Source organism: Testudinibacter crocodili (genome assembly GCF_006228025.1).
GTDB lineage: Bacteria > Pseudomonadota > Gammaproteobacteria > Enterobacterales > Pasteurellaceae > Chelonobacter.
The window spans coordinates 48585-74854 of the sequence record NZ_VDHF01000066.1; the positions used below are offsets into that span (position 1 = coordinate 48585).

General features: G+C 46.0%; 17 protein-coding genes and 1 pseudogene. 15 read left to right on the top strand and 3 right to left on the bottom strand.

What is annotated here, in order from left to right; genetic code table 11:
- Positions 1-103 precede the first annotated feature (103 nt).
- A complete protein-coding gene (gene odhB, locus FHQ23_RS07780) occupies positions 104-1324 on the bottom strand; it encodes a 2-oxoglutarate dehydrogenase complex dihydrolipoyllysine-residue succinyltransferase (RefSeq protein WP_139613810.1) in 1221 nt (406 codons plus the stop codon).
- 66 nt (positions 1325-1390) lie between these two features.
- Positions 1391-4216, bottom strand: a complete 2826-nt coding sequence (gene sucA, locus FHQ23_RS07785; RefSeq protein ID WP_139613811.1) for a 2-oxoglutarate dehydrogenase E1 component — start codon at positions 4214-4216, stop codon at positions 1391-1393.
- A 366-nt stretch (positions 4217-4582) separates the two neighbouring features.
- Here sucA and FHQ23_RS07790 point away from each other — a divergent pair, with 366 nt between their 5' ends.
- Positions 4583-5866: a citrate synthase gene (locus FHQ23_RS07790; RefSeq protein ID WP_139613812.1), complete on the top strand. Its 1284-nt coding sequence runs from the start codon at positions 4583-4585 to the stop codon at positions 5864-5866.
- A 173-nt stretch (positions 5867-6039) separates the two neighbouring features.
- Here the strand turns inward: FHQ23_RS07790 and dksA are convergent, their stop codons facing one another.
- Positions 6040-6489, bottom strand: coding sequence for an RNA polymerase-binding protein DksA (gene dksA, locus FHQ23_RS07795; RefSeq protein ID WP_132968186.1), 450 nt, complete (start codon positions 6487-6489; stop codon positions 6040-6042).
- 367 nt (positions 6490-6856) lie between these two features.
- On the opposite strand from dksA, the gene FHQ23_RS07800 reads away from it, so the two are divergent.
- The 14 genes and pseudogenes from FHQ23_RS07800 (at position 6857) to sbcB (ending at position 26158) form a co-directional block, all read left to right on the top strand.
- A complete protein-coding gene (locus tag FHQ23_RS07800; RefSeq protein ID WP_139613813.1) occupies positions 6857-9253 on the top strand; it encodes a DNA internalization-related competence protein ComEC/Rec2 in 2397 nt (798 codons plus the stop codon).
- Between the two features lie 55 nt (positions 9254-9308).
- Positions 9309-11057, top strand: coding sequence for a lipid A ABC transporter ATP-binding protein/permease MsbA (gene msbA, locus FHQ23_RS07805; protein WP_139613814.1), 1749 nt, complete (start codon positions 9309-9311; stop codon positions 11055-11057).
- 47 nt (positions 11058-11104) lie between these two features.
- Complete coding sequence (lpxK, locus tag FHQ23_RS07810) at positions 11105-12103, top strand: tetraacyldisaccharide 4'-kinase (RefSeq protein ID WP_139613815.1); 999 nt, start codon at positions 11105-11107, stop codon at positions 12101-12103.
- Positions 12093-12278, top strand: a complete 186-nt coding sequence (locus tag FHQ23_RS07815; RefSeq protein ID WP_139613816.1) for a Trm112 family protein — start codon at positions 12093-12095, stop codon at positions 12276-12278. Before lpxK ends, FHQ23_RS07815 begins: the two co-directional genes overlap by 11 nt.
- A 9-nt stretch (positions 12279-12287) precedes the next feature.
- Entirely contained in the window at positions 12288-13073 is a 786-nt protein-coding gene (gene kdsB, locus FHQ23_RS07820; RefSeq protein ID WP_139613817.1) for a 3-deoxy-manno-octulosonate cytidylyltransferase, read from the top strand.
- Between the two features lie 70 nt (positions 13074-13143).
- On the top strand, positions 13144-13560 hold the full coding sequence (locus tag FHQ23_RS07825) for a YidB family protein (protein ID WP_139613818.1): 417 nt from the start codon (positions 13144-13146) through the stop codon (positions 13558-13560).
- Between the two features lie 102 nt (positions 13561-13662).
- Complete coding sequence (gene uvrC / locus FHQ23_RS07830) at positions 13663-15489, top strand: excinuclease ABC subunit UvrC (protein WP_139613819.1); 1827 nt, start codon at positions 13663-13665, stop codon at positions 15487-15489.
- 135 nt (positions 15490-15624) lie between these two features.
- A complete protein-coding gene (gene mukF, locus FHQ23_RS07835) occupies positions 15625-16950 on the top strand; it encodes a chromosome partition protein MukF (RefSeq protein WP_139613820.1) in 1326 nt (441 codons plus the stop codon).
- A gap of 27 nt (positions 16951-16977) precedes the next feature.
- Positions 16978-17763, top strand: a complete 786-nt coding sequence (gene mukE / locus FHQ23_RS07840; RefSeq protein WP_139613821.1) for a chromosome partition protein MukE — start codon at positions 16978-16980, stop codon at positions 17761-17763.
- 83 nt (positions 17764-17846) lie between these two features.
- Positions 17847-22262, top strand: a pseudogene (gene mukB / locus FHQ23_RS07845) (chromosome partition protein MukB); the annotation flags it as partial.
- A 71-nt stretch (positions 22263-22333) separates the two neighbouring features.
- Positions 22334-22879 (top strand): protein adenylyltransferase Fic, encoded by a 546-nt coding sequence (gene fic, locus FHQ23_RS07850; RefSeq protein WP_139613823.1) that lies wholly within the window; start codon positions 22334-22336, stop codon positions 22877-22879.
- Between the two features lie 30 nt (positions 22880-22909).
- A complete protein-coding gene (locus FHQ23_RS07855) occupies positions 22910-23794 on the top strand; it encodes a GIY-YIG nuclease family protein (protein ID WP_139613824.1) in 885 nt (294 codons plus the stop codon).
- Positions 23795-23849: 55 nt separating this feature from the next.
- Entirely contained in the window at positions 23850-24737 is an 888-nt protein-coding gene (locus FHQ23_RS07860; RefSeq protein WP_139613825.1) for an EamA family transporter, read from the top strand.
- A gap of 2 nt (positions 24738-24739) precedes the next feature.
- Complete coding sequence (gene sbcB, locus FHQ23_RS07865) at positions 24740-26158, top strand: exodeoxyribonuclease I (protein ID WP_139613826.1); 1419 nt, start codon at positions 24740-24742, stop codon at positions 26156-26158.
- The last annotated feature ends 112 nt before the right edge of the window (positions 26159-26270 follow it).

Below are 26270 nucleotides of genomic sequence, written 5' to 3' on the forward strand. Positions count from 1 at the left end.
TTTGTCCTTGTCACAACGATGGATTATCGGGTTAATGTGGCGGAGAATCGCCGTTTATTAACAGGGCAGATGCTATCCGCCCAGATATTGTTATTACCAGTGGTTAAATTTCCAATAGAATACGGGTTGGGTCTTCCAGCAACTCTTTAATCGTGACCAAGAAGCCGACGGATTCTCGACCATCAATTAAACGGTGGTCATAAGACAGGGCAAGGTACATCATCGGGCGGATCACCACTTGTCCGTCGAGGGCAATCGGGCGATCTTTAATCGCATGCATACCCAAAATTGCGCTTTGCGGTGGATTGATAATCGGGGTGGACATCAACGAGCCAAACACACCGCCGTTAGTGATGGTGAAGTTGCCGCCCGTCAAATCTTCCACTGTCAGCTTGCCGTAACGTCCTTTTTCTGCCAGTTCTTTGATTTGCTGTTCGATTTCGCCCATCGACAATTTATCGCAGTTTTTCAGCACTGGCGTCACCAAACCACGCGGCGTGGAGACTGCAATACTGATGTCGAAATAGTTGTGATAGACAATATCTTCACCGTCAATCGAGGCATTGACTTCCGGATAGCGTTTCAGTGCTTCAACCACAGCTTTGATGTAGAATGACATAAATCCTAAGCGCACATTGTTGCGTTTCTCAAATTTTTCGCCGTAATTTTTGCGTAGCTGCATAATTGGCGACATATCGACTTCATTAAAGGTAGTCAACATCGCGGTATTGTTTTTCGCGTCTAATAAACGCTCGGCAATTCGTTTGCGTAAACGGGTCATCGGCACGCGTTTATCACTACGGTTTGCTAGCGCAACCGAGCTGTCGGTGCCTTCTTTATGCACGGTGGAAGCTTGTTTGCTAAGGTGGGCATCAACATCTTCACGCGTGATACGCCCGCCAACGCCGGATCCTTTGATGTCGCTTGAGTCAATATTGTTTTCCGCTAGCAAACGACGTACCGACGGGCTGAGATTGTCGTTGGCAGCGTCGCTGTGTTCGGTGCTCAATACCGCACTTTGGCGTTCTGCCGGCGTGGATTCAGCGGTATTAACCGTATCTTTGGTCACTGTGCCGGCGGCTGAAACCGGCAACAGTTTACCTAGTAACTGGCTGCTGATCACTGTTGCGCCCTCTTCTTGCAGGATCGCTTCAACAACGCCATCTTCTGAAGCGGGCACTTCCAGCACCACTTTGTCAGTTTCAATTTCTACAATAATTTCGTCACGGGCAACCGTATCGCCCACTTTTTTATGCCAAGTTGCGACGGTGGCGTCTGCTACTGATTCAGGTAAAACCGGGGTTAAGATATCAATACTGCTCATATTTATTTCCTTTCAATATTTAATCAATTGTTCAATTAAGCATCTAAAATATTTGGTTGAATAAGCTTATTCAACAGTCAACGCTTCATCCACCAAGGCTTTCTGCTGTGCGTTGTGCAACGAAGCAAATCCGGTTGCCGGGGAAGCCGAAGCCGGGCGTCCGACATAATTCAAACTTGCGCCGGCAGGCAGCGAGGTTCGGAAATTATGTTGACTGCAATACCATGCCCCTTGGTTCAACGGCTCTTCCTGACACCAGATGAAATCTTTAACATGTTGATAAGGCTCCAAGACAGTTTGCATATCATCACTTGGATACGGGTAAAGCTGCTCGATACGAATCAAGGCAACATCGGTTTGTTGATTGGCACGGCGTTTTTCCAACAAATCATAATAGACTTTGCCGGAACAGAGTACGACACGCTGCACTTGTTGCGGATCCAAATCATCAAACTCTGCTAACACCGGTTGGAAAGTGCCTTCCAACAGTTCCGACATTTCAGAAATTGCCAACGGATGGCGCAGTAGTGATTTCGGGGTTAAGGCAATCAGTGGACGACGCATCGGGCGAACCATCTGGCGGCGCAGCATATGGTAAACCTGTGCCGGTGTCGAGGGCACGCAAACTTGAATGTTTTGCTCGGCACACAGTTGCAGATAGCGTTCTAGGCGAGCAGAGGAGTGTTCAGGGCCTTGTCCTTCGTAGCCGTGTGGCAACAACATGGTTAAACCGCACATTCTGCCCCATTTTTGTTCACCGGAGCTGATGAATTGGTCGATAACCACTTGCGCCACATTGGCGAAATCGCCGAATTGTGCTTCCCAAATGACTAAGGTTTTCGGATCAGAGGTGGCATAGCCGTATTCATAGGCTAAAACCGCTTCTTCAGACAGCACCGAATCCCATACCTCAAACCGTCCTTGTTGATTGTGCAGGTTAGCAAGCGGAATGTAATAAGTGCCGTCTTCTTGATTGTGCAACACCGCATGGCGATGGAAGAAAGTTCCGCGCCCGGCATCTTCACCGGACAGGCGAATCGCATTGTTATCATCCAGCAGGGTGGCATAGGCCATAATTTCCGCCATGCCCCAGTCAAACGGCTTTTCACCTACTGCCATCAATTCACGATCTTCGTAGATTTTTTTCACACGATTGTGTAGTTTGTGCGATTCTGGGTAGATACACACCTTCTTTGCCAAGGCAATAAACCGCTCTTTGTCAAACCGATTCTCGTAATGAGCAGTCCAATCGTGATCAAGATAGTTAATCCATTCCAATGAGTTGCGATCCAGTTCGCTCCACTCTTTGACGACACATTCGCCGTTATCTAACGCATCGCGGTATTCGTTCATCATCTCAAACGTTTGATCATCATTTAGCACCCCTTCGGCAACTAAACGATCGGCATACACTTTGCGTGGTGTCGGGTGTTTTTTGATTTGTTTATACATCATTGGTTGGGTTGCGGACGGCTCATCAGCTTCATTGTGCCCATGCCGACGGTAAGAAACTAAATCAATGAAAATATCATTTTTAAATTTAGCACGATATTCAACTGCCATTCGAGCGGCATAAATCACGGCTTCCGGGTCATCACCATTGACATGAATCACTGGCGCATCGACCATTTTGGCGATATCGGTACAGTATTCGGTAGAACGTGTATCACCGGTATATGAGGTGGTGAAACCGATACGGTTATTGATAACGACACGGATTGTGCCGCCGATAGTGTAACCGCGAGTAGCTGACATATTCAGGGTTTCCTGTACGATGCCTTGTCCGGTGACGGCAGAATCACCGTGCACGGTGATCCCCCACACTTTATTGCGCTCACTGTCTTGCAAGCGGGTCTGGCGTGAACGGACAGAACCGATTACCACGGGGCTGACGATCTCTAAATGTGATGGGTTAAACGCCAATGATAAGTGAACTGAACCATTATCAGTCATAAAATTAGAAGAAAAACCTTGGTGATATTTCACATCGCCGGTGCGATCATGGTTACTGTGTTTTCCGGCAAATTCGTCAAACAACTCCGCCGGTTTTTTGCCCAGTACATTAACCAGCATATTTAACCGTCCGCGGTGCGCCATACCCATCACGATATCTTTAGCGCCAAATTTACCGGCGTGACGGATAATCTCTTTCATCAGTGGAATAAAGGCATCGCTGCCTTCTAAAGAAAAACGCTTGGCGCCGGGAAATTTAGCCCCTAAATAACGTTCTAAGCCTTCTGCGGCAGTCAGTTCTTGCAGATAGGTTTTTTGTTCTTCTGGGCTGAACAGCGGTTTATTTAGACGCGCTTCCATTTTTTGCTGCAACCAGTCACGCACTTCAATATTGTGCAGGTGCATAAACTCTAGCCCGATAGTGCTGCAATAGGTTTCATGCAATTTTTCAGAGAGTTCGCGTAGTGTGATGTTTTCACGATCATACACATATTTGCCGATATTAAACTCTTCGTCCAAATGTTTCTCTTCCAAACCGTAGAATTGATAATCTAGATTGGGTACCGAGAGACGCTTCCACATTTTTAATGGATCGAGGTCAGAACGCAAATGTCCACGATAACGGAAGGCGTTGATGTATTGCAAAGCCCGAACTAAGCGGCGGCTGGCGCTGGGATCAATAATCGTGTGTGTTCCGGTTTTATTGGTATTTTCTTTAGCGAGTTCACGGAAGTATTCGCGCACCGGCGCATGGGGTTGCTCGCTGACGGTTGGTTTGGGCCAACTGTCGAAAATCTGTTTCCAGCTGGTATCAACGCTCAAGGGATCTTTAAGATAGTCTTCATAGACTTGTTCTATATACGTTTGGTTGGCTCCGCCTAAGGCACTAGAGTCAACCCAATCCTGCATAGCATTCCGCAGGGAATGGTTTTGTCGCATAACTACCTGACCTTTCTTAAAATAAAATAATAGGATGACTATAATTTTGTGAGTAAATTGAATATTTTACCACTAACTTCACCGTTAACTGTAGGGTGAAAATATGCCATTTACAAGAAAATGATAAATTTTGTTGCGGGTTAAATTATACCTAAAAAATTTTTTTATAATGTGACCTAGCTAGTGTTTTTTACAAAAAAATAACATTTTATCTAAAAGGCTCTTTAAATTTATCGGTTAAAAGACTAAATTGGTGAAAATTCATTTTACAGTATCGCTTTATTTGTGTTAATAAATGAATCAGTTTTCACTATAAATGCGATCAAATAGATTGCCTTAACAAAAATGTAACAACAGGGAGTGATCATGTCAGAATTAAAAGCAACATTATCCATCAGTGATGGCCGTCAGCTTGAAGTGGATGTTCATCGTGCCGTCTTGGGGTATGATTCGATTGATGTTCAGTCATTAGTCAAAAATCAATTGTTTACCTATGATCCGGGTTTTATGTCGACCGCATCTTGCAAATCGGCGATTACCTATATTGATGGTGACGAAGGCGTGTTGTTGCATCGCGGCTATCCGATTGAGCAACTGGCTGAAAATGCTGATTATTTAGAAGTTTCATATCTGCTGTTATTTGGTGAGCGCCCGAACAAAGAACAATATCGTGAATTTGAAAGCAGAGTAAAAAAACATACCCTGGTGCACGAGCAGATTTCCCGCTTTTTCCATGGATTCCGTCGCGACTCGCATCCGATGGCGATTATGTGCGGCGTCAGTGGGGCGTTGGCGGCGTTCTACCATGATTCCACCGATGTTAACAATATCTATCACCGTGAACTGACCGCCTACCGTTTATTAGCAAAAATGCCGACCTTGGCAGCAATGTGTTACAAATATTCGATTGGTCAGCCGTTTATGTATCCGCAGCGCCATCTGTCTTTTTCCGGTAACTTCCTGTACATGATGTTTGCCACGCCGTGTGAGCCTTATGTGGTTAATCCGGTGTTGGAAAAAGCGATGGACAAAATTTTTATTCTGCATGCTGACCATGAACAAAATGCGTCAACATCAACCGTGCGAACCGCAGCGTCTTCCGGTGCTAATCCATTCGCTTGTATTGCAGCTGGCATTGCCTCACTTTGGGGACCGGCGCATGGTGGCGCCAACGAAGCCTGCATCAATATGCTGGAAGAAATTGGCAGTGTTGACCGGATTCCGGAATATATCCAGAAAGCTAAAGATAAAAATGATCCGTTCCGTCTGATGGGATTTGGACATCGGGTGTATAAAAACTACGATCCGCGTGCCAAAGTGATGCGCCAAACCTGCCACGAAGTGCTGAAAGAGCTGGATGTGCAAAATCCGTTATTAGATGTGGCGATGGAGTTGGAACGTATTGCTTTGAGCGATCCGTATTTTGTTGAACACAAACTGTACCCAAATGTTGATTTCTATTCGGGAATTATTTTAAAAGCCATTGGTATTCCGGTTTCGATGTTTACCGTGATGTTTGCGCTGGCAAGAACTGTCGGATGGATTGCTCACTGGAAAGAGATGTATAACCAAGGTGCAATCAAGATTGTCCGTCCGCGGCAGATTTATATCGGCCATCCACAGCGTGATTTTGACAAAATGGAGAAGTAAGCGGTATTCAAACCGCACTTTGCCTAGTGAAATAAGTGCAAAGAAAGTGCAATAAGTGCAAGGAAAGTGCAATAAGTGCAGTAATAGCGGTGGCAGCTGTGCCACCGTTTACAGACAAATGCAACACAACATTAAGGCGCAAATTTTATTGCGCCTTTTTTCTCACTGTCGTCTTATTTGGAAATTTGTTTCTCGCGAATTTCTGCCAGCGTTTTGCAATCAATACATAAATCGGCTGTTGGACGGGCTTCTAACCGGCGAATACCAATTTCTACACCGCAAGATTCGCAATATCCAAAATCACCGGTTTCCAATTTAAGCAGGGTATGGTCAATTTTTTTCAGCAATTTGCGCTCACGATCACGGTTGCGCAGCACCAGACTGAACTCTTCTTCTTGAGTAGCGCGATCGGCCGGATCCGGAAAATTAGCGGCTTCATCTTGCATCTGTGCCACCGTTTTTCCTGCTTCATTGACAATTTGTTCACGCCAGGCTGTCAGAATCTTTTTGAAATGAAGAATCTGTTTTTCATTCATATATTCTTCACCTTCTTGCTCTTGATAAGGTTCCACACCTGCCAATGACAAAAGACTTAAAGATGTTTTTGCAGCTACTGAACTCATGCTGTTCTCCCGTAGTGGGTAACCTCAATCGGCGTATGCTAAGCCGATATTACCCGATTATTTTAGTCGAAAATAAGAAGAAATTTAGATGATAAAAATTTCACGCCTTTTTAAAGGCGATATAAATAGCAGATGTTAAATCTTTTGGCAAATAAAATGCGGAATGTAGCGGTATGATTTTTGTTCGATTAGATAAAAATATTAAAAAACAACCAGTTAAAAAAGTAAATAAAATCCATATTTTGCGAGCCAGATCGCAAAAATAAAGTGGCCGTTTTGCCGATTGTGGTCTTTTCTTAAAAAATGGATAGGGCGCAAAGCTATCACGTAAAAATGCAGGGCTGAATGAGTTGAATGGGATAAATTATTGAAATTACAACATGTTGCTGTTTGTTGGCTGTTGAGCCTGACGCAGATCGTTTGGCTTCCGGCGGATTGGCTCGGTTATCATTGGCTATTGGCGGTGCTTGCAATATTGCCGTTAGTTTTGCTGTTTATTAAACGATTGCGTCGCCGATACCGCACTGGGTTGTGGTCGTTGCTTTTTATCTTGTTGAGCGCAGCTTATCAACAGCACTATATTACGGCAACATTAAGCAAGGCTGAACAAATTGTGGCGTTACGGCAGCAAAATATCAGCATAGAATTTAAAATCATCGCATTGCGTCAGATGCTGCCAAACCGTAGTGTCACGGTGGTGGCGCAAGCGGATTTAGCCGATCAAGGTTTGGGCAAAATCAAGCTCAATCTGAATTGGCAACTGGAGCATGCACCGCACTTGGGGCAGATTTGGCGTGCTAATCTGAAACTGCGTCCACTGAGTACTCGTTTGAACGACGGTGGATTCAACCGACAACGCTGGCTGCTGTCACAGTCGATTTTAGCCAGCGCAGTGGTGAAACAAGGGCAGTTATTAGACCAACAAAACAGTTGGCGACAGCAAAAATTGCTGAGTGTTTTGACAGAGACTGAAACACTGCGTTATCAAGGCGTTATTCTGGCGTTGGCATTTGGTGAACGAGGCTGGATGAATGCCGATGATTGGCAAAAATTTCGTGAAAGCGGCACGGCACACTTGATTGCAATTTCTGGGTTGCATATCGGTTTGGTCGCTTGGCTCGGCTGGGGCGTGGTGCGGTTGTTGCAATTGGGGCTAATTTATCTCGGTTTAAAAATACAGTATCTGACTTACCATGTTCCGTATCTCGGTGCTTTGTCGGCTGCGATTTGCTATGCTTATCTAGCTGATTTTTTGATTCCGACCCAAAGGGCGTTGTGGGCGTACTGTTTCTGGTTAGCTTTCATTTTTATGCGTATCCACCTACCTGCTTGGAAATTGCTGCTGTTGATTGTTGCTTGGTTAAGCTTGATTGAGCCGCTGAGTGTACTCAATGAGAGCTTTTGGTTATCCTGTGGAACGGTTGCGCTATTGTGTTGTTATTATCACTGCGTTCCATTAGCGCCGTTGTTACAAAAATGGCGCTGGAGCGGAAGGTCGTTAAAACAAGCCGTGCCGCCGTTGTACTGGCTGTGTGGCTTATTACATTTGCAATTTGGTTTATTACTGCTTTTTACCCCGTTGCAGTTGCTGCTGTTTAATGCGCTGCCAACCGGATCATTTTTGAGTAATCTGTTGCTGGTGCCATTTTTTAGTTTTGTCATCATTCCGCTGATTTTGTTGGCATTATTCAGTGGCGGTATGGTTTGGTCTTGGGTGGATAGCTTATTAGCACTAGCATTGCTGTGGTTAGACGCGTTGCCCAATACTTATTTGGCGCTTGCTGCCGATCAACAGTGGCTGATCATCACCGTCTGCCTGTTATTATTTCTACTCTTGTTAGGGTTAACAAGCCGATACCGTACATTGAATTCTACAACCAAACAAACCCAACAGCGTATTTCCGGGCGCAAGCCAGTCGCCATTTGCACCTTATTAATGGTGCTGTGTTGCAGTAAATTATGGGCTATCACCACATTTAAACCAGATTGGAAACTAGTGATGCTTGATGTTGGTCAGGGCTTGGCGGTGTTGATCATCACTGAGCAGTTTGCCACCCTGTTTGATACCGGGCAGGCATGGCAAGGCGGCAGTATGGCAGAGGCAGAAATCTTACCGTTCTTACGGCGCAATGGCTTACAGCTAGAACAATTGATCATCAGCCATGATGATAATGATCACGCTGGCGGCGCTGAAGTTCTGTTGAAGCACTTTCCAAGTGCGGTATTGTTCAACAGTTCTGAACGTGATTATAGCGCCAAGCAGCAACAGCCTTGTATTCAGGGACAAAGCTGGCAGTGGCGAGGGTTTTATTTTGAGGTATTTGCGCCATCGCAACTCAGCAAAATTGCCAAAAATCAGGATTCCTGTGTCTTGTTGGTCAGTCGAGGCAAAGTGCGCTTTGTACTAAGTGGTGATGCTTATCAGGCAACAGAAAACCGGATTGCGCCATCGATCGGCAGAGTTGATTGGCTGCAAGTCGGGCACCACGGCAGTAACACCTCCAGTGGTTGGCTGTGGCTGAAACATTTGCAGCCACAACTGTCGTTGATCTCCAGTGGTTTATATAACCAGTGGAATTTACCGCACTTTGCCACACAAAACCGTCTGCAACAGATCCAAAGTGCGGTCTATAACACCGCAACGGACGGGCAAATTACGCTGAGTGTGACCCAAGATCAATGGCAAATTTCAGCACAACGCCGTGGGGTAATCCCTTGGTATCACATAATTATTGGCTTAGAAAAGGAAATACAGTTAGAATAACCCCATTTTAACGCTTAGCTGAGCGCGAGCGATATGTAATGGAAATAATGACTTGATGGAAGACAAAGACTTTTCGACAGCAAAAACGTTTAAACGCCTGTGGCCGATGATTTTACCTTTCAAATCCGGATTGATTGTAGCGGCGATAGCCTTGATTATCAATGCCCTAACCGATGCCGGTTTAATTTCGATGCTGAAGCCATTATTGGATGACGGTTTTGGTAAAGCCGATACCGATTTTCTGAAAATGATGGCGGTATTAGTGGTGGTGTTGATTTTCTTTCGCGGGCTGAGCAATTTCATCTCAACGTACTGTTTGGCGTGGGTGTCGGGCAAGGTAATTATGAATATACGCCGTCGTCTTTTTAAGCACATGATGTTTATGCCGGTCTCATTTTTTGATAATAATTCATCCGGTAAATTGCTGTCGCGTATCACTTACGATTCCGAGCAGGTGGCGTCTTCTGCTTCAGGGGCATTAGTGACTATCGTACGCGAAGGTGCGTATCTATTGTCGTTACTTGGGGTCATGATTTATACCAGCTGGCAACTTTCAGTCGTGCTGTTTATTATCGGTCCGGTAATTGCGATCCTGATTCGCATGGTGTCGAAGCATTTTCGCCGTCTCAGTAAGAATATGCAAACCTCGATGGGAGAGTTGACCTCCTCTGCCGAGCAGATGCTGAAGGGGCATAAAGTGGTGTTGTCGTTTGGCGGACAAAAAGTCGAGGAAGATCGTTTCAACCACGTCAGCAACGATATGCGTCGTAAAGGCATGAAAATGATGATGGCATCGGCGATCTCCGATCCGGTGGTGCAGATTATTGCCTCGTTTGCACTTGCCATCGTGCTGTATCTGGCGACTATTCCGAGCATTATGAGCCAAAATCTGACAGCTGGCGCATTCACAGTGGTTTTTTCTTCGATGTTGGCAATGATGAAACCTTTGAAATCCTTAACTAATGTTAATGCCCAATTTCAGCGCGGCATGGCAGCTTGTCAGACATTGTTCAGCATTATGGATCTGCCGTTGGAAAAAGATAACGGCACAGTTAGTGTCGAAAAAGTGCAGGGTAATATCAGTTTTGACAATGTCAGTTTTCATTACGAAGGCAAAGAGAGCAACGTACTGCAACATGTTTCGTTCGAGGTGCAAGCGGGTAGCACGGTTGCTTTAGTCGGGCGTTCCGGCTCCGGCAAATCGACGATTGCGAATCTAATCACTCGGTTTTATGATGTTGAACAGGGCGAAATTCGCTTAGACGGACGTAATATTAAAGATTACACCTTACAGAACTTGCGCACCCATTGTGCGGTGGTGTCGCAACAGGTGCATTTGTTTAATGATACGGTGGCGAATAATATTGCGTATGCCGCCCATGAACAATACACGCGCGAACAGATTATTGAAGCTGCCAGAGCCTCGCATTGTCTGGAGTTTATCGAGGCATTGCCACAAGGCATGGACACCGAAATCGGTGAAAACGGCGTGATGTTGTCCGGTGGGCAGCGACAGCGTTTGGCAATTGCACGGGCGTTGTTGCGTAATGCAACCGTTTTGATTTTAGATGAAGCCACTTCAGCGTTGGATACTGAATCTGAACGGGCTATTCAAGCGGCAATCGACGAACTGCGTCATGACCGCACGATTATTGTTATCGCCCATCGCTTATCAACCATTGAAAATGCTGATGAGATTTTGGTTATCGATCACGGCAAGGTCGCCGAGCGCGGCACACATAAACAGTTATTAGCAGCAGGAAGTGCATATTCGCAACTGCACAAACTGCAATTTAGCCAGTAAATCAAGCAAGCAATTGAGCAAGTAATCGAGCAAAAGGATATTGTAGTATGAATTTTTGGTACCAAAAAACGATCTCGGCATGGCTGTTGGCGGGTTTGCTTTCTCCTTTAGCTTTGCTGTTTTGGGGGATTACCGCACTTCGTCGTATGGCGTATCGCTTTGGAATATTTAAATCTTGGCGAGCGCCCCTGCCGGTGGTGATCGTCGGCAATTTGTCGGTCGGCGGCAATGGAAAAACGCCGTTTGTGATTTGGTTGGCACGCCGCTTGCAGCAACAAGGCTTAAGAGTGGGGGTGATTTCGCGTGGTTACAGTGGCGAAATGAAACAATACCCGCAATTGGTGTGTGCCAATGCCGATACGATGGAAGTCGGTGATGAATCGGTGTTGATCGCACGTCGCAGCGGTGCAAAAATAGCAATCTGTGCCAATCGTCGGCAAAGTATCGAATTGTTGTGTAAGGCGTATCATATTGATGTGATTTTGAGTGATGATGGTTTGCAGCATTACGCCTTACAGCGTGATATTGAAATCGTTATTGTTGATGCCGAACGGCGCTTCGGCAACGGCTTTTTATTACCGGCAGGACCGTTACGCGAACTGACTGGGCGTTTAAAAAGTGTGGATGCGGTGGTGTGTAATGGTGAGAATCCGCAGCCCGGTGAAATTCAGATGCGGTTACAAGGTGAAGTGGCGGTTAATTTGCTGACGCAAGAAGAGCGTCTATTGCGTGACTTTGCCGAGCAGCCGATCGTTGCGATGGCTGCGATTGGTAATCCAAACCGCTTTTTTACCACGTTACAACGTCACGGATTAAATATAATTAAACAAAAAGCCTTTATTGACCATGCTAAATTTTCACAAGAAAAACTGGTTTCCCTTGCCAGCCCGCAACAAATTTTGCTGATGACTGAAAAAGATGCCGTGAAATGCAGCAAATTTGCCCGCGAAAACTGGTGGTATGTACCGGTTGAAGCCGTATTAGAGCCGTCGATTGAAGATATCGTCAAGAAAATCATGCACAAGGTGAAAAAAGATGAACACTAAATTATTACAGGTTGTTGCCTGTCCACGTTGCCACGCCAAATTACAATATGATCAGCCACACCAGCGTTTAATTTGTGAATTTGAGCATCTTGCCTATCCGATTAAAAATGGGATCCCTGTGCTGTTACCGGAAAGTGCGGTAGCATTGACAATTAATGAACAGCCACTCAAATAGGGAGTCAAGATGCAAAAATTTAGTGTCATTATTCCTGCCCGCTTTGCTTCCTCTCGTTTGCCGGGTAAGCCGCTGGCAGATATTGCCGGCAAACCGATGATTCAACACGTTTGGCAACAGGCAAAAAAATCCGGTGCCGAGCGGATTATCGTGGCGACCGATCATGCAGAAGTGGCGGCCGTGGCTGCTGCTTTTGGTGCGGAAGTTTGCATGACCTCAGAACAACATAATTCCGGTACTGAACGCTTAGCCGAAGTCGTGACGAAGTGCGGTCTGGCGGACGACGAAGTTATCGTCAATGTGCAAGGTGACGAGCCGCTGATTCCGCCATCAATTATTCGGCAGGTGGCGCAAAATCTGGTGAATAACACCGTCAATATGGCAACGTTGGCAGTGAAAATCGAAGAGGTAGAAGAGCTGTTTAACCCAAATGTGGTGAAGGTGTTGACCGATAAAAACGGCTTGGTGCTGTATTTCTCCAGAGCGGTGATTCCTTGGGATCGCGATCAATTTGCCGCGTTTAAACAAGGCAAGATCTCACAGGCGGATTTAGATGTAGCGAAAAATCACTATTTGCGCCATATCGGATTATACGCTTATCGTGCCGATTTTATCCGGCAATATGTGCAGTGGCAGCCGACCGCACTTGAACAAATCGAATCACTTGAGCAACTGCGTGTGCTGTGGTACGGTGAAAAAATTCATCTACAGCTGGCTGATGAAGTGCCGGCTGTTGGTGTTGATACCTTTGACGATCTTGAAAAAGTCCGTCAGATCTTAGGCGTGGAAAGGTAACGCTTCTCACGCTACTCCATCAGTATTAACAAGGATGTTAATTAAGTAAAATGATAAATAAGGAAAAACAATGTTAGATAAAATTTTAGGCTCAGTCGTATCCGGTGTATTAGGTGGTGAAGCTGGAAAACAAGGACAAGCGATGGCCGTCATCAACGCATTGCTATCATCACAAGGCGGGATTCAAGGGATTTTAGCCAAGTTCCAACAAGGCGGTTTGGACGATTTGTTGCAATCTTGGCTGGGAAGCGGTGAGAACAAAAGCATTTCCCCTACTCAGGTTGAAGATGTGTTTGGCAAACAGGAGCTGCAACAAGCAGCACAGCAAGCCGGTGTGCAAGATGAAGCTCAAGCATCTGATCTGTTGTCACAATTTTTACCGCAAATTGTGGATAAACTCAGCCCAAACGGTGCAATTGATAATAACCTTTCAGCGGATCTGCTATCAAAAGGGATTCAGTCTGTTTTAGGCAACCTGTTTAAATAAACAACTTGCGTAATTTGGTAAACGCTTATAAGGACGGATTATTTATTCGTCCTTTGTTGATAACACAATCATTCCACACCCTATTTCAACAGTGAATCCACCATGTTTGATGCCAAACGTTTTCTTGCCGAAGTCACCACCGAGCCTGGGGTTTACCGGATGTATGATGATAAAAATACCATCATCTATGTCGGCAAAGCCAAAGATCTGAAAAAACGTCTGGCGAGTTATTTCCGCAAAAATGTATCGAGTAAAAAAACCGAGGCTTTGGTCTCCGTTATCGCCAATATTGATGTGACCGTTACCCACTCGGAAACGGAAGCGTTGCTATTGGAACACAATTACATTAAAAAATACCAGCCTAAATACAATGTGTTGCTGCGTGATGACAAATCCTATCCGTTTATTTTACTGACCAAAGAGCGTCATCCACGCTTAACGGCATTTCGCGGCAGCAAAAAAGCAAGCGGGGATTATTTCGGGCCTTATCCCAATGCCGGTGCGGTGCGCGAAACCTTATCCTTAATTCAAAAATTGTTTCCGGTGCGTCAGTGTGAAGATACGACTTATCGCAATCGTTCGCGTCCGTGTCTGCAATATCAAATCGGGCGTTGCTCTGCGCCTTGCGTCAGCGGTTATGTCAGCGACGAAGAGTATAATCGGCAAGTCAATTACGTCCGTTTGTTTTTGCAAGGCAAAGATCAACAAGTGCTGCAACATTTGGTGGAACAGATGGAGCAAGCCAGTCAACAATTGAATTTTGAAAAAGCCGCACTTTACCGTGATCAGATTCAAGCAGTACGCGCGGTCACTGAACAACAGTTTATTTCCAACCAAAATACCGATGATCTGGATATTATCGCCATCGCCTATCAGCACGGTATCGCCTGTATTCATGTGATGTTTATCCGTCAAGGCAAAGTGCTTGGCAGTCGCAGTTATTTCCCGAAAATACCAAGCCATACCGCACTTGACGAGGTGAGCGAAACCTTTTTCGGGCAGTTTTATCTGCAAGCCGGGCAAGGCAGAACCATTCCGAAAAAAATCATTACCAACCGCCAACTGGAACAAAAATCAGCTTTAGAACAGCTGTTAAGCCAACAAGCTGGATTTATCGTTAGTATTCAAGACAATGCCAAAGGCAGACAGTCTAAATTTTTACATCTGGCACAAATGAATGCTGAAATTGCGCTGACCGATCAGCTGAAACAGAGTGGACGAATCAAAGAGCGGTATCAAGCCCTGTGCGAACTGTTGCAGCTGCCGTTAATTCGCCGCATGGAGTGCTTTGACATCAGTCATACCATGGGCGAGCAGACGATTGCTTCCTGTGTGGTGTTCAATCAAGAAGGTCCGTATAAAGCCGATTACCGCCGCTTTAATATTGATGGGATTACCCCCGGAGATGATTATGCAGCCATGGAAAAAGCACTGTTAAAACGCTATAACAAACCGCTGGAGCCAGAAAAAATTCCTGACATCATCTTTATTGACGGCGGTAAAGGGCAGTTGAATCGTGCTTTGGAAGTCTTTGCCAAACTCCAAGTCGAATGGGATAAAAGCCACCCTTTGTTAATCGGAGTAGCCAAAGGAGAAGATCGTAAAGCCGGCTTGGAAACCTTGATTATCAGCAAAGGTGCACGTGAGCTGCATTTGCCTGCTGACAGTCTGGCGTTGCATTTGATTCAACATATTCGTGACGAATCCCACCGCCACGCTATTGGTGGACATCGTAAAAAACGGCAAAAAGCTTTTGCTCAAAGTGGATTGGAGTCGATTGAAGGCATCGGCAGCAAGCGCCGTCAAGCGTTGCTGAAATATCTTGGTGGTATGCAGGGCGTTAAAGCGGCGACATTGGAAGAGTTGGCGAGTGTGCCGGGGATCTCTCACAAAATGGCAGAAACGTTATTTGAACGTTTACGTGAATAACGGCGAAATATTGTTTTCGGCTACATAAATCACAGAAGCGCAGAGTTGATCATGCAATTCCACGCTACTTATACTATAATATTGCTTTTTAATTGATACGATTAGCATTATTTCACCTGAATTCGAGTACCGATTATGACTGAAACGGCACAAACTATCCCTGAATTGGTGAGCTGGACCAAGCAGCGTGAATTTTCACTGAATCTGCCGACTGAACGCTTAGCTTTTTTACTGACGATTGCGATTTACAATAACGAGCGGATCGACGGTGAGATGATCGAACACGATCTGGTCGATATGTTCCGTTTGGTGTCGAATGAATTCGGCTTGGCGGAAGAAACCGTGCCGCAGCGTGCCAACAACGCAATTAACGAACTGGTGAAACAGCGTTTTTTAAACCGTTTCAGCAGTGAATTTACCGAAGGGCTTTCGATTTACCGCTTAACGCCGCTCGGCGTGGGCGTGTCTGATTACTATATCCGCCAACGTGAATTTTCCGCCTTGCGCCTCTCCGTTCAACTCTCGATTGTGGCTGATGAAATTCAGCGTGCGTCATCCGCCGCCGAAGAAGACGGCGACGAACACCATTGGCGACGAAATGTGTATGCGCCGTTAAAATATTCGGTGGCGGAGATTTTCGACAGCATTGATTTATCGCAACGGATCATGGACGAAAATCAGCAGGGGATTAAAGAACAGATCGCCGAATTGCTGACCAAGGACTGGCAAGCGGCGTTGCTCAGTTGCGAACAATTATTGGATGAAACTTCCGGTAATCTGCGTGAATTGCAAGACACACTCAATGCTGCCGGCGATAAATTGCAAGCGCAACTGCTGCGGATTGAAGACTGCATTATCGGGCGTGCCGAATTGGATTTTGTCGGGCAGCTGATTGTCAATCTGCAAGCTAAACTGGATCGGATTATCAGTTGGGGACAGCAAGCGATTGACCTGTGGATTGGCTATGACCGCCATGTACACAAATTTATCCGTACTGCGATTGATATGGATAAAAACCGTGTCTTTTCGCGCCGCCTGCGTCAATCGATTCACCACTATTTTGATGCGCCGTGGTATCTGTGGACTACTCAAGCTGAGCGCTTGGTCGATTTACGTGATGAAGAATTGACCCTCAGCGATGAAGATGCCCTAGGTGAATTACCGGAAGAACTGCAATACGAATCCTTATCCGATCTGCACGAGCAGATTGTGGAGCAAATGCAAAGCCTGTTAATCCGCTACCGTGAAAACAATCAAGCGATTGATCTCAGCCAAGTCTTGCGCCAACAGCTTGAGCACTATCCGCTGTCACGCCATTTCGATGTGGCGCGGATTATCGTCGATCAAGCGGTACGCCTTGGCATGGCGAATGACGACTTCTCGGCGGTCTATCCGCAATGGCAAGCGATCAATCCACATGGTGCCGAAGTGCAAGCCAATGTGATTGACGGTTATAAATAATTTTTCTGCTAAATGAAAGAACTCACTATGATAAATCAAACTTCTGAAGTCATGCCAACCAAACTCGCTACTGCAATCGCCAATCCGCTATTTCCGCTGGTGGATAGTCTACTGCGTGCAGGCCGCCATATCAGCCTTGATGATTTGGACAAACACGCTTTTTTAATGGATTTTCAATACGAACTGGAAAGTTTTTACCGGCGTTATAACGTCGAATTAATCCGTGCGCCGGAAGGCTTTTTCTACCTGCGTCCGAAATCCAGCACCTTGATTGGGCGCAGCGTATTGAGCGAACTAGAAATGCTGGTCGGCAAAGTCCTGTGCTATCTCTACCTCAGCCCGGAACGGCTAGCACAGCAAGGCATTTTCAGCAGCGAGGAAGTGTATGACGAACTGTTGAATCTGGCAGATGAAAGCAAATTGCTGAAAGCGGTCAATCAGCGTTCGTCCGGTTCAGATTTGGATAAGCAAAAACTGGCGGAAAAAATGCGCGCCGCCTTAAACCGTTTGCGCCGTTTGGGCATGATTACCAGCGTCGGTGATCAATACAGCGGCAAGTTTGTGATTTCGGAATCGGTGTTCCGCTTCGGCGCCGAAGTGCGGTCGGGCGACGATCCATTGGAAGCGCAACTGCGCCTGATCCGCGACGGCGAAGCCGCTAATGCGGATTCGTTAAAAGAAGAGAAACAAACGAAGAAAACCGCACTGGAGTCAGAAAATAGCGAGCTTGATAATGAAGCCTTAGACAACGAAGACGAAAACGAATTTGATGATGAAATCGACAGCAATGATGAACAAGGGGATCGTGAATAATGTCAGAATTTGAAAACGAACAACGGCTTAACCAAGTCGAAGAGACGACTTCAGATAACGTCCTCGCCACATCAACTTCGGTACAAAGTGCGGTTGAACGCGGTAAATTCCGCTCGCTGACGCTGATTAACTGGAACGGTTTTTTTGCGCGCACCTTTGACTTAGATGAATTGGTCACTACGTTGTCTGGCGGTAACGGGGCAGGGAAGTCCACTACCATGGCAGGGTTTGTTACCGCCCTGATTCCGGATTTAACCCTGTTGCATTTCCGCAACACCACCGAAGCCGGCGCAACCAGCGGTTCGCGCGATAAAGGCTTGCACGGCAAATTGCGTCCGGGCGTGTGTTATGCGGCGTTGGACACCCTCAACTCACGCAATCAGCGAGTATTGGTCGGGGTGCGTTTGCAGCAAGTTGCCGGACGTGATAAAAAAGTCGATATCAAATCGTTCTCGATCCAAGGCTTGCCGTTGGCAGTGGAGCCGACCGCACTTTTCACCGAAGCGGTGAATGAAAAACAAGCCAAAGTGTTGGCGTTAAACGAATTAAAAGAGAAAGCTGAACAGAACGGCGCACAACTGAAACAGTACCATTCGGTGACCGATTACCACAGCATGATGTTTGAATTGGGCATTATTCCAAAACGCTTGCGCTCGTCCTCGGATCGCAGCAAATTCTACAAACTGATCGAAGCCTCGCTCTACGGCGGTATTTCTAGCGCAATCACTCGTTCTTTGCGCGACTATTTATTGCCGGAAAATTTGGGGGTGCGCAAGGCGTTTCAGGATATGGAAGCGGCATTGCGCGAAAACCGTATGACCTTGGAAGCAATTAAAGTCACCCAAGCGGATCGCGATTTGTTCAAACATTTGATTAACGAATCCACTGCCTATGTTGCCGCCGATTATATGCGCAACGCCAACGACCGCCGCCACAATATCGACAGTGCGTTGAATTTCCGCCGCGCCTTGTTCAGTGCCAAACAGGAACAAACCTTTTCGGCACAAAAACTGATTGAACTCAGCCGTGAAGCGGCGGATTTGGCAGAAAGTGAAAAACGCTTGGAAGTGGATCACCAAAGTGCGGTCGATCACTTGAATTTGGTGCAGAACGTGTTGCGCCATCAAGAGAAAATCAATCGCTATCAAGATGATGTAAACGAATTGCGTGAAAAACTGGAAGAACAGCAGATCGTGGTTGAAACCGCTGCCGAGCAGTTGGAAGAGGCACAACAGCATTTTGAACAAGGCGAGCTTGAAATCGATCAGGTGCGTGGACAACTGGCGGATTACCAACAGGCACTGGACGCACAACAAACCCGTGCCTTGCAATATCAGCAAGCGGTGAAAGCGTTGGAAAAAGCCAAAGCAGTGTGTGGTTTAAACGATTTGGCGTTGAAAAATGTCGAACAGTATCACCAAGAGTTTGAAGAGCAAGTGGAAGAACTGACGGCGAAGGTGTTGCAACTGGAACAGCGGATGTCGGTGTCTGATGCCGCTAAATCGCAATTTGATAAAGCTTACCGCTTGCTGAGCGAGATTGTCGGCGACGTGCCGCGTTCGGCGGCGTGGGAGCAGGCGAAAAGCTTGTTGGCGGACTATCCGCAACAGAAAGCACAGGCACAAAGTGCGGTCGGCTTACGCAGCCAAGTCAATGAATTGGAACAGCGTTTGCAAGCGCAAAACAGCGCCAAGCAACTGTTGCAAGCGTTTAATCAGCGTAGTGGTTTGGGGTTAAGTGACCCGCAAGCGCTGGACGAATTCCACTTGCAACAACAAGATCTGGTTGATGAATTGAGCCATAATCTTGCCGAGCAAGGCGAACAGCGTTCCGCTTTGCGCCAAAAACGCGAGCAACTGACCGCACTTTATCAAGAAAACGAGCGTAAAGCCCCGGCGTGGCTGACGGCGCAAGCGGCGCTGGAGCGTTTGAGCGAGCAGAGCGGACAGCAGTTCAGTGATAGCCAAGATGTGATGGATTTTATGCAGTTGCAACTGGAAAAAGAGCGTGAACACACCATGGTACGCGATCAGTTGCAGTTGCAAAAACAGCAGTTAGAGCAACAAATCAGTCGTTTAAGCCAGCCAGACGGTTCTGAAGATCACCGTTTGAATGCCCTTGCCGAGCGTTTCGGCGGCGTGTTGTTGTCGGAATTGTATGATGATGTACCGCTCGACGATGCACCGTATTTTTCTGCATTATACGGACCGGCGCGCCATGCGATTGTGGTGCGGGATCTGGACGCAGTGAAAAAACAGTTGGAAAATATTGAGGACTGCCAGGACGACCTCTATTTAATCGAGGGCGATCCGGCGGCATTCGACGATAATGTGTTTTCTGCACAAGAGCTGGACAGTGGTGTAGTGGTCCAAGTTTCGGAGCGGGAAGTCCGTTATTCCAAATTCCCTGAAATTCCATTGTTCGGACGGGCGGCGCGGGAAAAACGCTTGGAAGATTTGGCCGGTGAGTTGGACGAAATCAATGAACAGCATGCCCAGCGCTCTTTTGACGTACAAAAATGCCAGCGTCTGCATCAGCAATTCAGCCAGTTTGTCGGCTTGCATTTGGCGTTGGCATTCTTGCCTGATCCAGAGCAAGAGATGAAGCAAATTAATGCCCAGCGCAATGAATTGGATCGTGAACTCAACCAATTAACCACCGGCGAACAGCAAGTGCGGTTGCAATTGAGCGAAAGCAAAGAGCTGGTGCGTCTGTTAAATAAACTGTCGCCACAATTCAATCTGTTAGCTGATGACACTTTGCAAGATCGGATTGAGGAATATCGCGAGCAGTTGCTGAATGCCGAGCAAGATGTGCAGTTCGTACGCCAGTTCGGGCAGCAGTTGCAGCAGCTTGAACCGATTGCCACCAGTTTGCAAAGCGATCCGCAAAATTACGACACGTTGAAAAATGATTATCAAACCACGGTTGATCAACAAAAACGCGCACAGCAATGTTTTTATGCGCTGTCGGATGTGTTGCAACGGCGCGCCCATTTCGATTATGAACAGCAGCTACAAAGCGAAGGCTCAGAGCTGAACGAACAGTTGCGTCAACGTTTGCAACAGTTGCAACAACAACGAGAGCAGCAACGCAATCAATTGCAACAAAAACAGAAGCAGTTTGCCGAATTTAATCAGGTGCAAATCTCGTTACGCAGCTCGTTGGACGCCAAAAATCATATGTTGCTTGAGCTGTTAGAAGAGGTGGATAAAATCGGCGGTCGAGCCGACGAAGGGGCGGAACAGCGTGCGCTACAACGCCGTGATGAGCTGCACCAAACCCTGTCACAAAGCCGTCAACGTCGCCATTATGTGGAAAAACAGCTGACCTTGTTAGAGGCAGAAGGTGAAAATTTGCTGCGTAGTATCCGCAAATCCGAACGTGATTACCGCACGCAACGGGAGCTGGTGGTGGCGGCAAAAGTCAGTTGGTGCGTGGTATTGCGTTTGTCACGCAACAGCGATGTGGAACGGCGTTTGAATAAACGCGAGCTGGCGTATCTTTCTGCCGATGATTTGCGTTCGATGTCAGATAAAGCCTTGGGTGCCTTGCGCACCGCCGTTGCCGATAACGAATATCTGCGTGATGCCTTGCGTTTGTCGGAAGACAGCCGCAAACCGGAAAACAAAGTGCGGTTTTTTATCGCAGTGTACCAACATCTGCGTGAGCGGATTCGCCAAGATATTATCAAAACCGACGATCCGATCGATGCGATTGAGCAAATGGAAATCGAACTGTCACGTTTGACCGAAGAGCTGACCAACCGTGAACGCAAATTGGCAATCAGCAGCGAAAGTGTCGCCAATATCATGCGCAAAACTATTCAGCGTGAACAAAACCGGATTCGGATGCTGAACCAAGGTTTGCAAAATATCGCCTTCGGACAGGTGAAATCGGTACGTTTGGTGGTCAATATCCGTGATACCCATGCGATATTACTGAATGCGTTGTCGGGCGAGCAAGACGATTACCAAGATCTGTTCAACAACAATCAAATCACCTTCTCCGAAGCCTTGGCGAAGCTGTACCAACGGGTCAATCCGCATATTGATATGGGGCAACGCACGGCGCAAACCATTGGTGAAGAGTTATTGGACTACCGTAACTATCTTGATTTGGAGGTGGAAGTGTATCGTGGTGCCGACGGCTGGTTGCGTGCGGAAAGCGGCGCACTTTCAACCGGTGAAGCGATTGGTACCGGGATGTCGATCCTGTTGATGGTGGTGCAAAGCTGGGAAGAAGAGAGCCGCCGTATTCGTAGCAAAGATATTCTGCCGTGCCGCTTGTTGTTCCTCGACGAAGCCGCCCGCCTCGATGCCAAATCGATCTCAACTCTGTTCGAACTGTGCGAACGCCTCGATATGCAGCTTCTGATCGCCGCGCCGGAAAATATCAGCCCGGAAAAAGGCACCACCTATAAACTGGTGCGTAAAATCGCGCATAATCATGAATATGTGCATGTGGTCGGCTTGCGCGGATTTGGGGCGACGGAGTAGGGCAAAGTGCGGTTGTGAATTATAGGGGCGTATTCTGTACGCCCTAAATCTCTTTTTTAAGTGTAGAACAGATGAACACACAACAAATCGATCAACTCAGTAAGCAAAAAGCCTATGATCTGTATGATTCTGGGGCGATTCATCAGTTGGAAATCGGTACGACGAAAGGCTTGCAGCAAATTCACCGTTATTTATTTGACGGTTTATATGACTTTGCCGGTCAGATCCGAGAGTTAAATATCTCAAAAAGCAATTTTCGTTTTGCTAATGCGTTATATCTCAAAGCCGCCCTTGCCGCGATTGAAAAAATGCCTGAAGACAGTTTTGAACAAATTATTGAAAAATACGTGGAAATGAATGTGGCACATCCGTTTTTAGAAGGCAACGGACGCGCCACCCGCATTTGGCTTGATCTGATTTTTAAAAAACGTTTAGACAAAGTGGTTGATTGGGAAAAGGTGGATAAGCATTTATATTTACAGGCGATGGAACGCAGCCCGGTAAATGATTTGGAAATCCGATTTCTATTGCAAAATGCCTTAACCGATAAAATCGATGATCGTGCAGTGTTTATCAAAGGGATTGAACAATCGTATTATTATGAACAGGCAGAATGACCGCACTTTGATTAAATAATAGAGTATGTTATGAGAAAACAAGGTAAAAACTTAAATGTCTTTCTAATGGACGGTACACCTTCTGGAAGAGTGAAATGCACGATGGCAAACTGGACTGGTGTATCTTATCGTATTCCAAGAACAGCATTGGAGTTATGTCGTGAGCGTGATGATTTAAAACAGAGTGGTGTTTATTTTTTATTTGGCACAGATGAAGCGAATGGTCGTGATATGGTGTATATCGGGCAGGCTGGCGTGAGGAAAATGGGTGAGGGAATTTTATATCGCTTGCAAGAACATAAACGCAATCCAAATAACGATTATTGGGTGCAAGCTGTAGTTTTAACCACATCAAATAATTCATTCGGACAAACAGAAATTAGTTTTCTTGAACATCATTTTTATAAATTAGCCAAAGAATGTAGTAGATTTAATATAAAAAATGCGGCTGAACCGAGCTTAGGCAATATTACTGAAGAAAAAGAGAGTGAGCTTTTTGAATTTGTTGAAAATGCAAAAGTGGTGATGGGAGTATTAGGTTTTAAGTTATTTGAACCACTAATTCAGATACCACAGTCGATTCAGCAAAATATAAACAACGATGATTTATTGTTAACTTTGACACGGTTTAGTAAAAAAAGTAAGCAACAAATTCAAGCGCAATGCAAGCAAACTGCTGAAGGATTTATTGTTTTAAAAGGTAGTCAGATAGAACAAATTGATTCGCAAACTATTCCAACTACAATTGCAGAATTAAGAAAAAATAGTTCAATTATTAATGGCCAGTTACAAGAAAATATTCTATTTAAAAGCCCATCATACGCAGCCTCTTTTGTTTTAGGAGGACATGTAAATGGGCGTATTTATTGGAAAGATGAAAATGGTAAGACATTGAAAGAGCTTGAGCAAAGATAATATTATACTTCTTTGATAACTTGGTAGCTTGAGAATTAACAAACAAGGAATTTAAATGCACAATCTTGCCATTGCTGTGCTTTGCAGCGTGCTCGTGTCGGTGTTTTTGAAAGTGGCACGCCGGCAGAATATTCAAATCGCTCAGGCGATTGCCTTTAATTATCTTATGGCGATCGGCTTGAGTTATTATTTTTTGAAGCCCAATTTTGCCGGGCAATCGTTAGGCGAAGTGGTGGCGCAACATGATGATTCCTATCTGTTTTTAGCCTTAGGGATTTTGCTGCCGACGGTGTTTATCGTGATGTCGAAAGCAGTGGAAAGTGCGGGCATTGTGCGCTCTGACGCGGCACAGCGGTTATCGCTGTTTTTACCGATTTTAGCCTCGTTTACCATTTTTAACGAAGTCTTGAGCGGCAGCCGTGCGGTTAGTCTTGTATTGGCGTTTACCGCACTTTTATGTTTGTTATGGAAAAAAGATGAGCAACAACAAAATATTGGAGAAAGTGCGGTCGGCAAAGGTTGGCTCAATCTGCTGTTGGTGTGGCTCGGCTATGGTGTGATCGATATTCTGTTTAAACAAATGGCAAAGAGCGGTAGTGCATTTCCGTTGACGCTGTTTGTGTCGTTTTGCTTGGCGGCATGTGTGATTTTCATCTATTTGCTGATAAAACAGACCCGTTGGCACGGTAAAAGCATGTTAGCCGGTTTGCTGCTCGGGGTGCTGAATTTTATGAATATTCTGTTTTATATCAAAGCGCATCAGAGCTATAGCGACAACCCGACCTTGGTCTTTGCCGGTATGAATATCGGGGTAATCTGTTTAGGCACGCTGACCGGCGCATGGTTGTTTAAAGAAAAAATCAACAAAGCCAACGCGATCGGCGTGGGGTTAGGGATTATATCAATTATCTGTTTGTTTTATTTGGATAAATTAGTGGGTTAAGCATGGCGGATTTCAGCTTTTTTATTTACGACTACGAAAGTTTCGGCATTGATCCGGCGCGTGATCGCCCGGCGCAGTTTGCTGGGATTCGTACTGATGCGGATTTTAATATTATCGGCGAACCGGTGATGGTGTATTGCAAGCAAACCAACGATTATTTGCCCGCGCCGGAAGCGGTGTTGGTAACGGGCATTACCCCACAAGAATGTAATGAAAAAGGCGTATCCGAACCGGAATTTGCTGCACGCATTTTACAAGAGTTTGCACAGCCGAATACTTGCGTGATGGGCTATAACAGCATTCGTTACGATGACGAAATGACCCGCTACACCTTTTATCGTAATTTTATCGATCCTTATGAATACAGTTGGAAAAATGGCAATTCCCGTTGGGATCTGCTGGACGTGCTGCGGGCCTGTTATGCCTTGCGTCCGGAAGGGATCAACTGGGTGTATGACGAAAACGGCTTGCCGTCATTTAAATTAGATCGTTTAACGCTAGCCAACGGAATTGAGCACAGTAATGCACATGATGCGATGGCGGACGTATATGCCACAATTGAAATGGCGAAATTGGTCAAAGCCCAACAGCCGCGCTTGTTCGACTATTTTTTCAATCTGCGTAGCAAAAAAGCGGTCGAGGCATTAATCGACACCGCCAATATGACGCCGTTGGTGCACGTTTCCGGCATGCTCGGCAACTATCGTGGCAATACCGCACTGGTCGCTCCGTTGGCGTGGCATCCGAGCAATAATAATGCGGTGATTGTGTGCGATTTAACAGCCGATCTCAGCGATTTGTTAAGCCTTGATGCCGAGACCTTAAAAGTGCGGTTATACAGCAAAAAAGCGGAGTTGGAGGCGCAAGGGATTTTGCCAGTACCGCTAAAATTGGTGCATATCAATAAGTGCCCGATTGTTGCCCCTGAAAAAACACTATTGCCACAAAGTGCGGAACGCTTGGGGATTGATCGCGAACAATGCCTGCACAATCAGCAACGGTTGTTGCAATCCTATGAAATTCGTGACAAAGTGATCGCCATTTTCAGCGAACAACGTGAATATGTCGACGATTTGAATGTGGAAACCGCACTTTACCATGGCTTTTTCAGTGATGCAGATAAACGCAATTTGCAAATTCTACGCACTTTAGATGCCGAGCAGTTAAAAAACCCGGATTTAACCTTTGAAGACAAACGGATTCCGGAGTTGCTGTTCCACTACCGCGCTCGCCATTTCTACCGCACGTTGAACCGTGCCGAGCAGATCAAATGGCAAAAATACCGCACTTTGAAGCTAGAGAAAAATGCAGAAACCTTTGTGCAATCGTTGCAGCAATTAGGCGAACAACACCAAAATAATCCTGAAAAACTGGCGTTATTGCAACAGGTGTATGAATATGGCGAAAAATTACTGCGTTAGCCAGATGCAGCTTGTTAATGATTCCACCTTGAAATGTCTGAAATATCGGCTTAAAGGACAAAAATAAATGCCGAATGGTAACATTCGGCATTATGGGGCATAGTAGACAAAA

What these genes read in the sequence shown, in the direction of transcription:
- uvrC (WP_139613819.1), top strand. Translation starts at nt 13,663, where the DNA reads ATGTTTGATGCCAAACGTTTTCTTGCCGAAGTCACCACCGAGCCTGGG.
- fic (WP_139613823.1), top strand. Translation starts at nt 22,334, where the DNA reads ATGAACACACAACAAATCGATCAACTCAGTAAGCAAAAAGCCTATGAT.
- FHQ23_RS07860 (WP_139613825.1), top strand. Translation starts at nt 23,850, where the DNA reads ATGCACAATCTTGCCATTGCTGTGCTTTGCAGCGTGCTCGTGTCGGTG.
- FHQ23_RS07825 (WP_139613818.1), top strand. Translation starts at nt 13,144, where the DNA reads ATGTTAGATAAAATTTTAGGCTCAGTCGTATCCGGTGTATTAGGTGGT.
- FHQ23_RS07815 (WP_139613816.1), top strand. Translation starts at nt 12,093, where the DNA reads ATGAACACTAAATTATTACAGGTTGTTGCCTGTCCACGTTGCCACGCC.
- sucA (WP_139613811.1), bottom strand. Translation starts at nt 4,216, where the DNA reads ATGCGACAAAACCATTCCCTGCGGAATGCTATGCAGGATTGGGTTGAC.
- odhB (WP_139613810.1), bottom strand. Translation starts at nt 1,324, where the DNA reads ATGAGCAGTATTGATATCTTAACCCCGGTTTTACCTGAATCAGTAGCA.
- FHQ23_RS07790 (WP_139613812.1), top strand. Translation starts at nt 4,583, where the DNA reads ATGTCAGAATTAAAAGCAACATTATCCATCAGTGATGGCCGTCAGCTT.
- mukF (WP_139613820.1), top strand. Translation starts at nt 15,625, where the DNA reads ATGACTGAAACGGCACAAACTATCCCTGAATTGGTGAGCTGGACCAAG.
- FHQ23_RS07855 (WP_139613824.1), top strand. Translation starts at nt 22,910, where the DNA reads ATGAGAAAACAAGGTAAAAACTTAAATGTCTTTCTAATGGACGGTACA.
- sbcB (WP_139613826.1), top strand. Translation starts at nt 24,740, where the DNA reads ATGGCGGATTTCAGCTTTTTTATTTACGACTACGAAAGTTTCGGCATT.
- msbA (WP_139613814.1), top strand. Translation starts at nt 9,309, where the DNA reads ATGGAAGACAAAGACTTTTCGACAGCAAAAACGTTTAAACGCCTGTGG.
- mukE (WP_139613821.1), top strand. Translation starts at nt 16,978, where the DNA reads ATGATAAATCAAACTTCTGAAGTCATGCCAACCAAACTCGCTACTGCA.
- kdsB (WP_139613817.1), top strand. Translation starts at nt 12,288, where the DNA reads ATGCAAAAATTTAGTGTCATTATTCCTGCCCGCTTTGCTTCCTCTCGT.
- dksA (WP_132968186.1), bottom strand. Translation starts at nt 6,489, where the DNA reads ATGAGTTCAGTAGCTGCAAAAACATCTTTAAGTCTTTTGTCATTGGCA.
- lpxK (WP_139613815.1), top strand. Translation starts at nt 11,105, where the DNA reads ATGAATTTTTGGTACCAAAAAACGATCTCGGCATGGCTGTTGGCGGGT.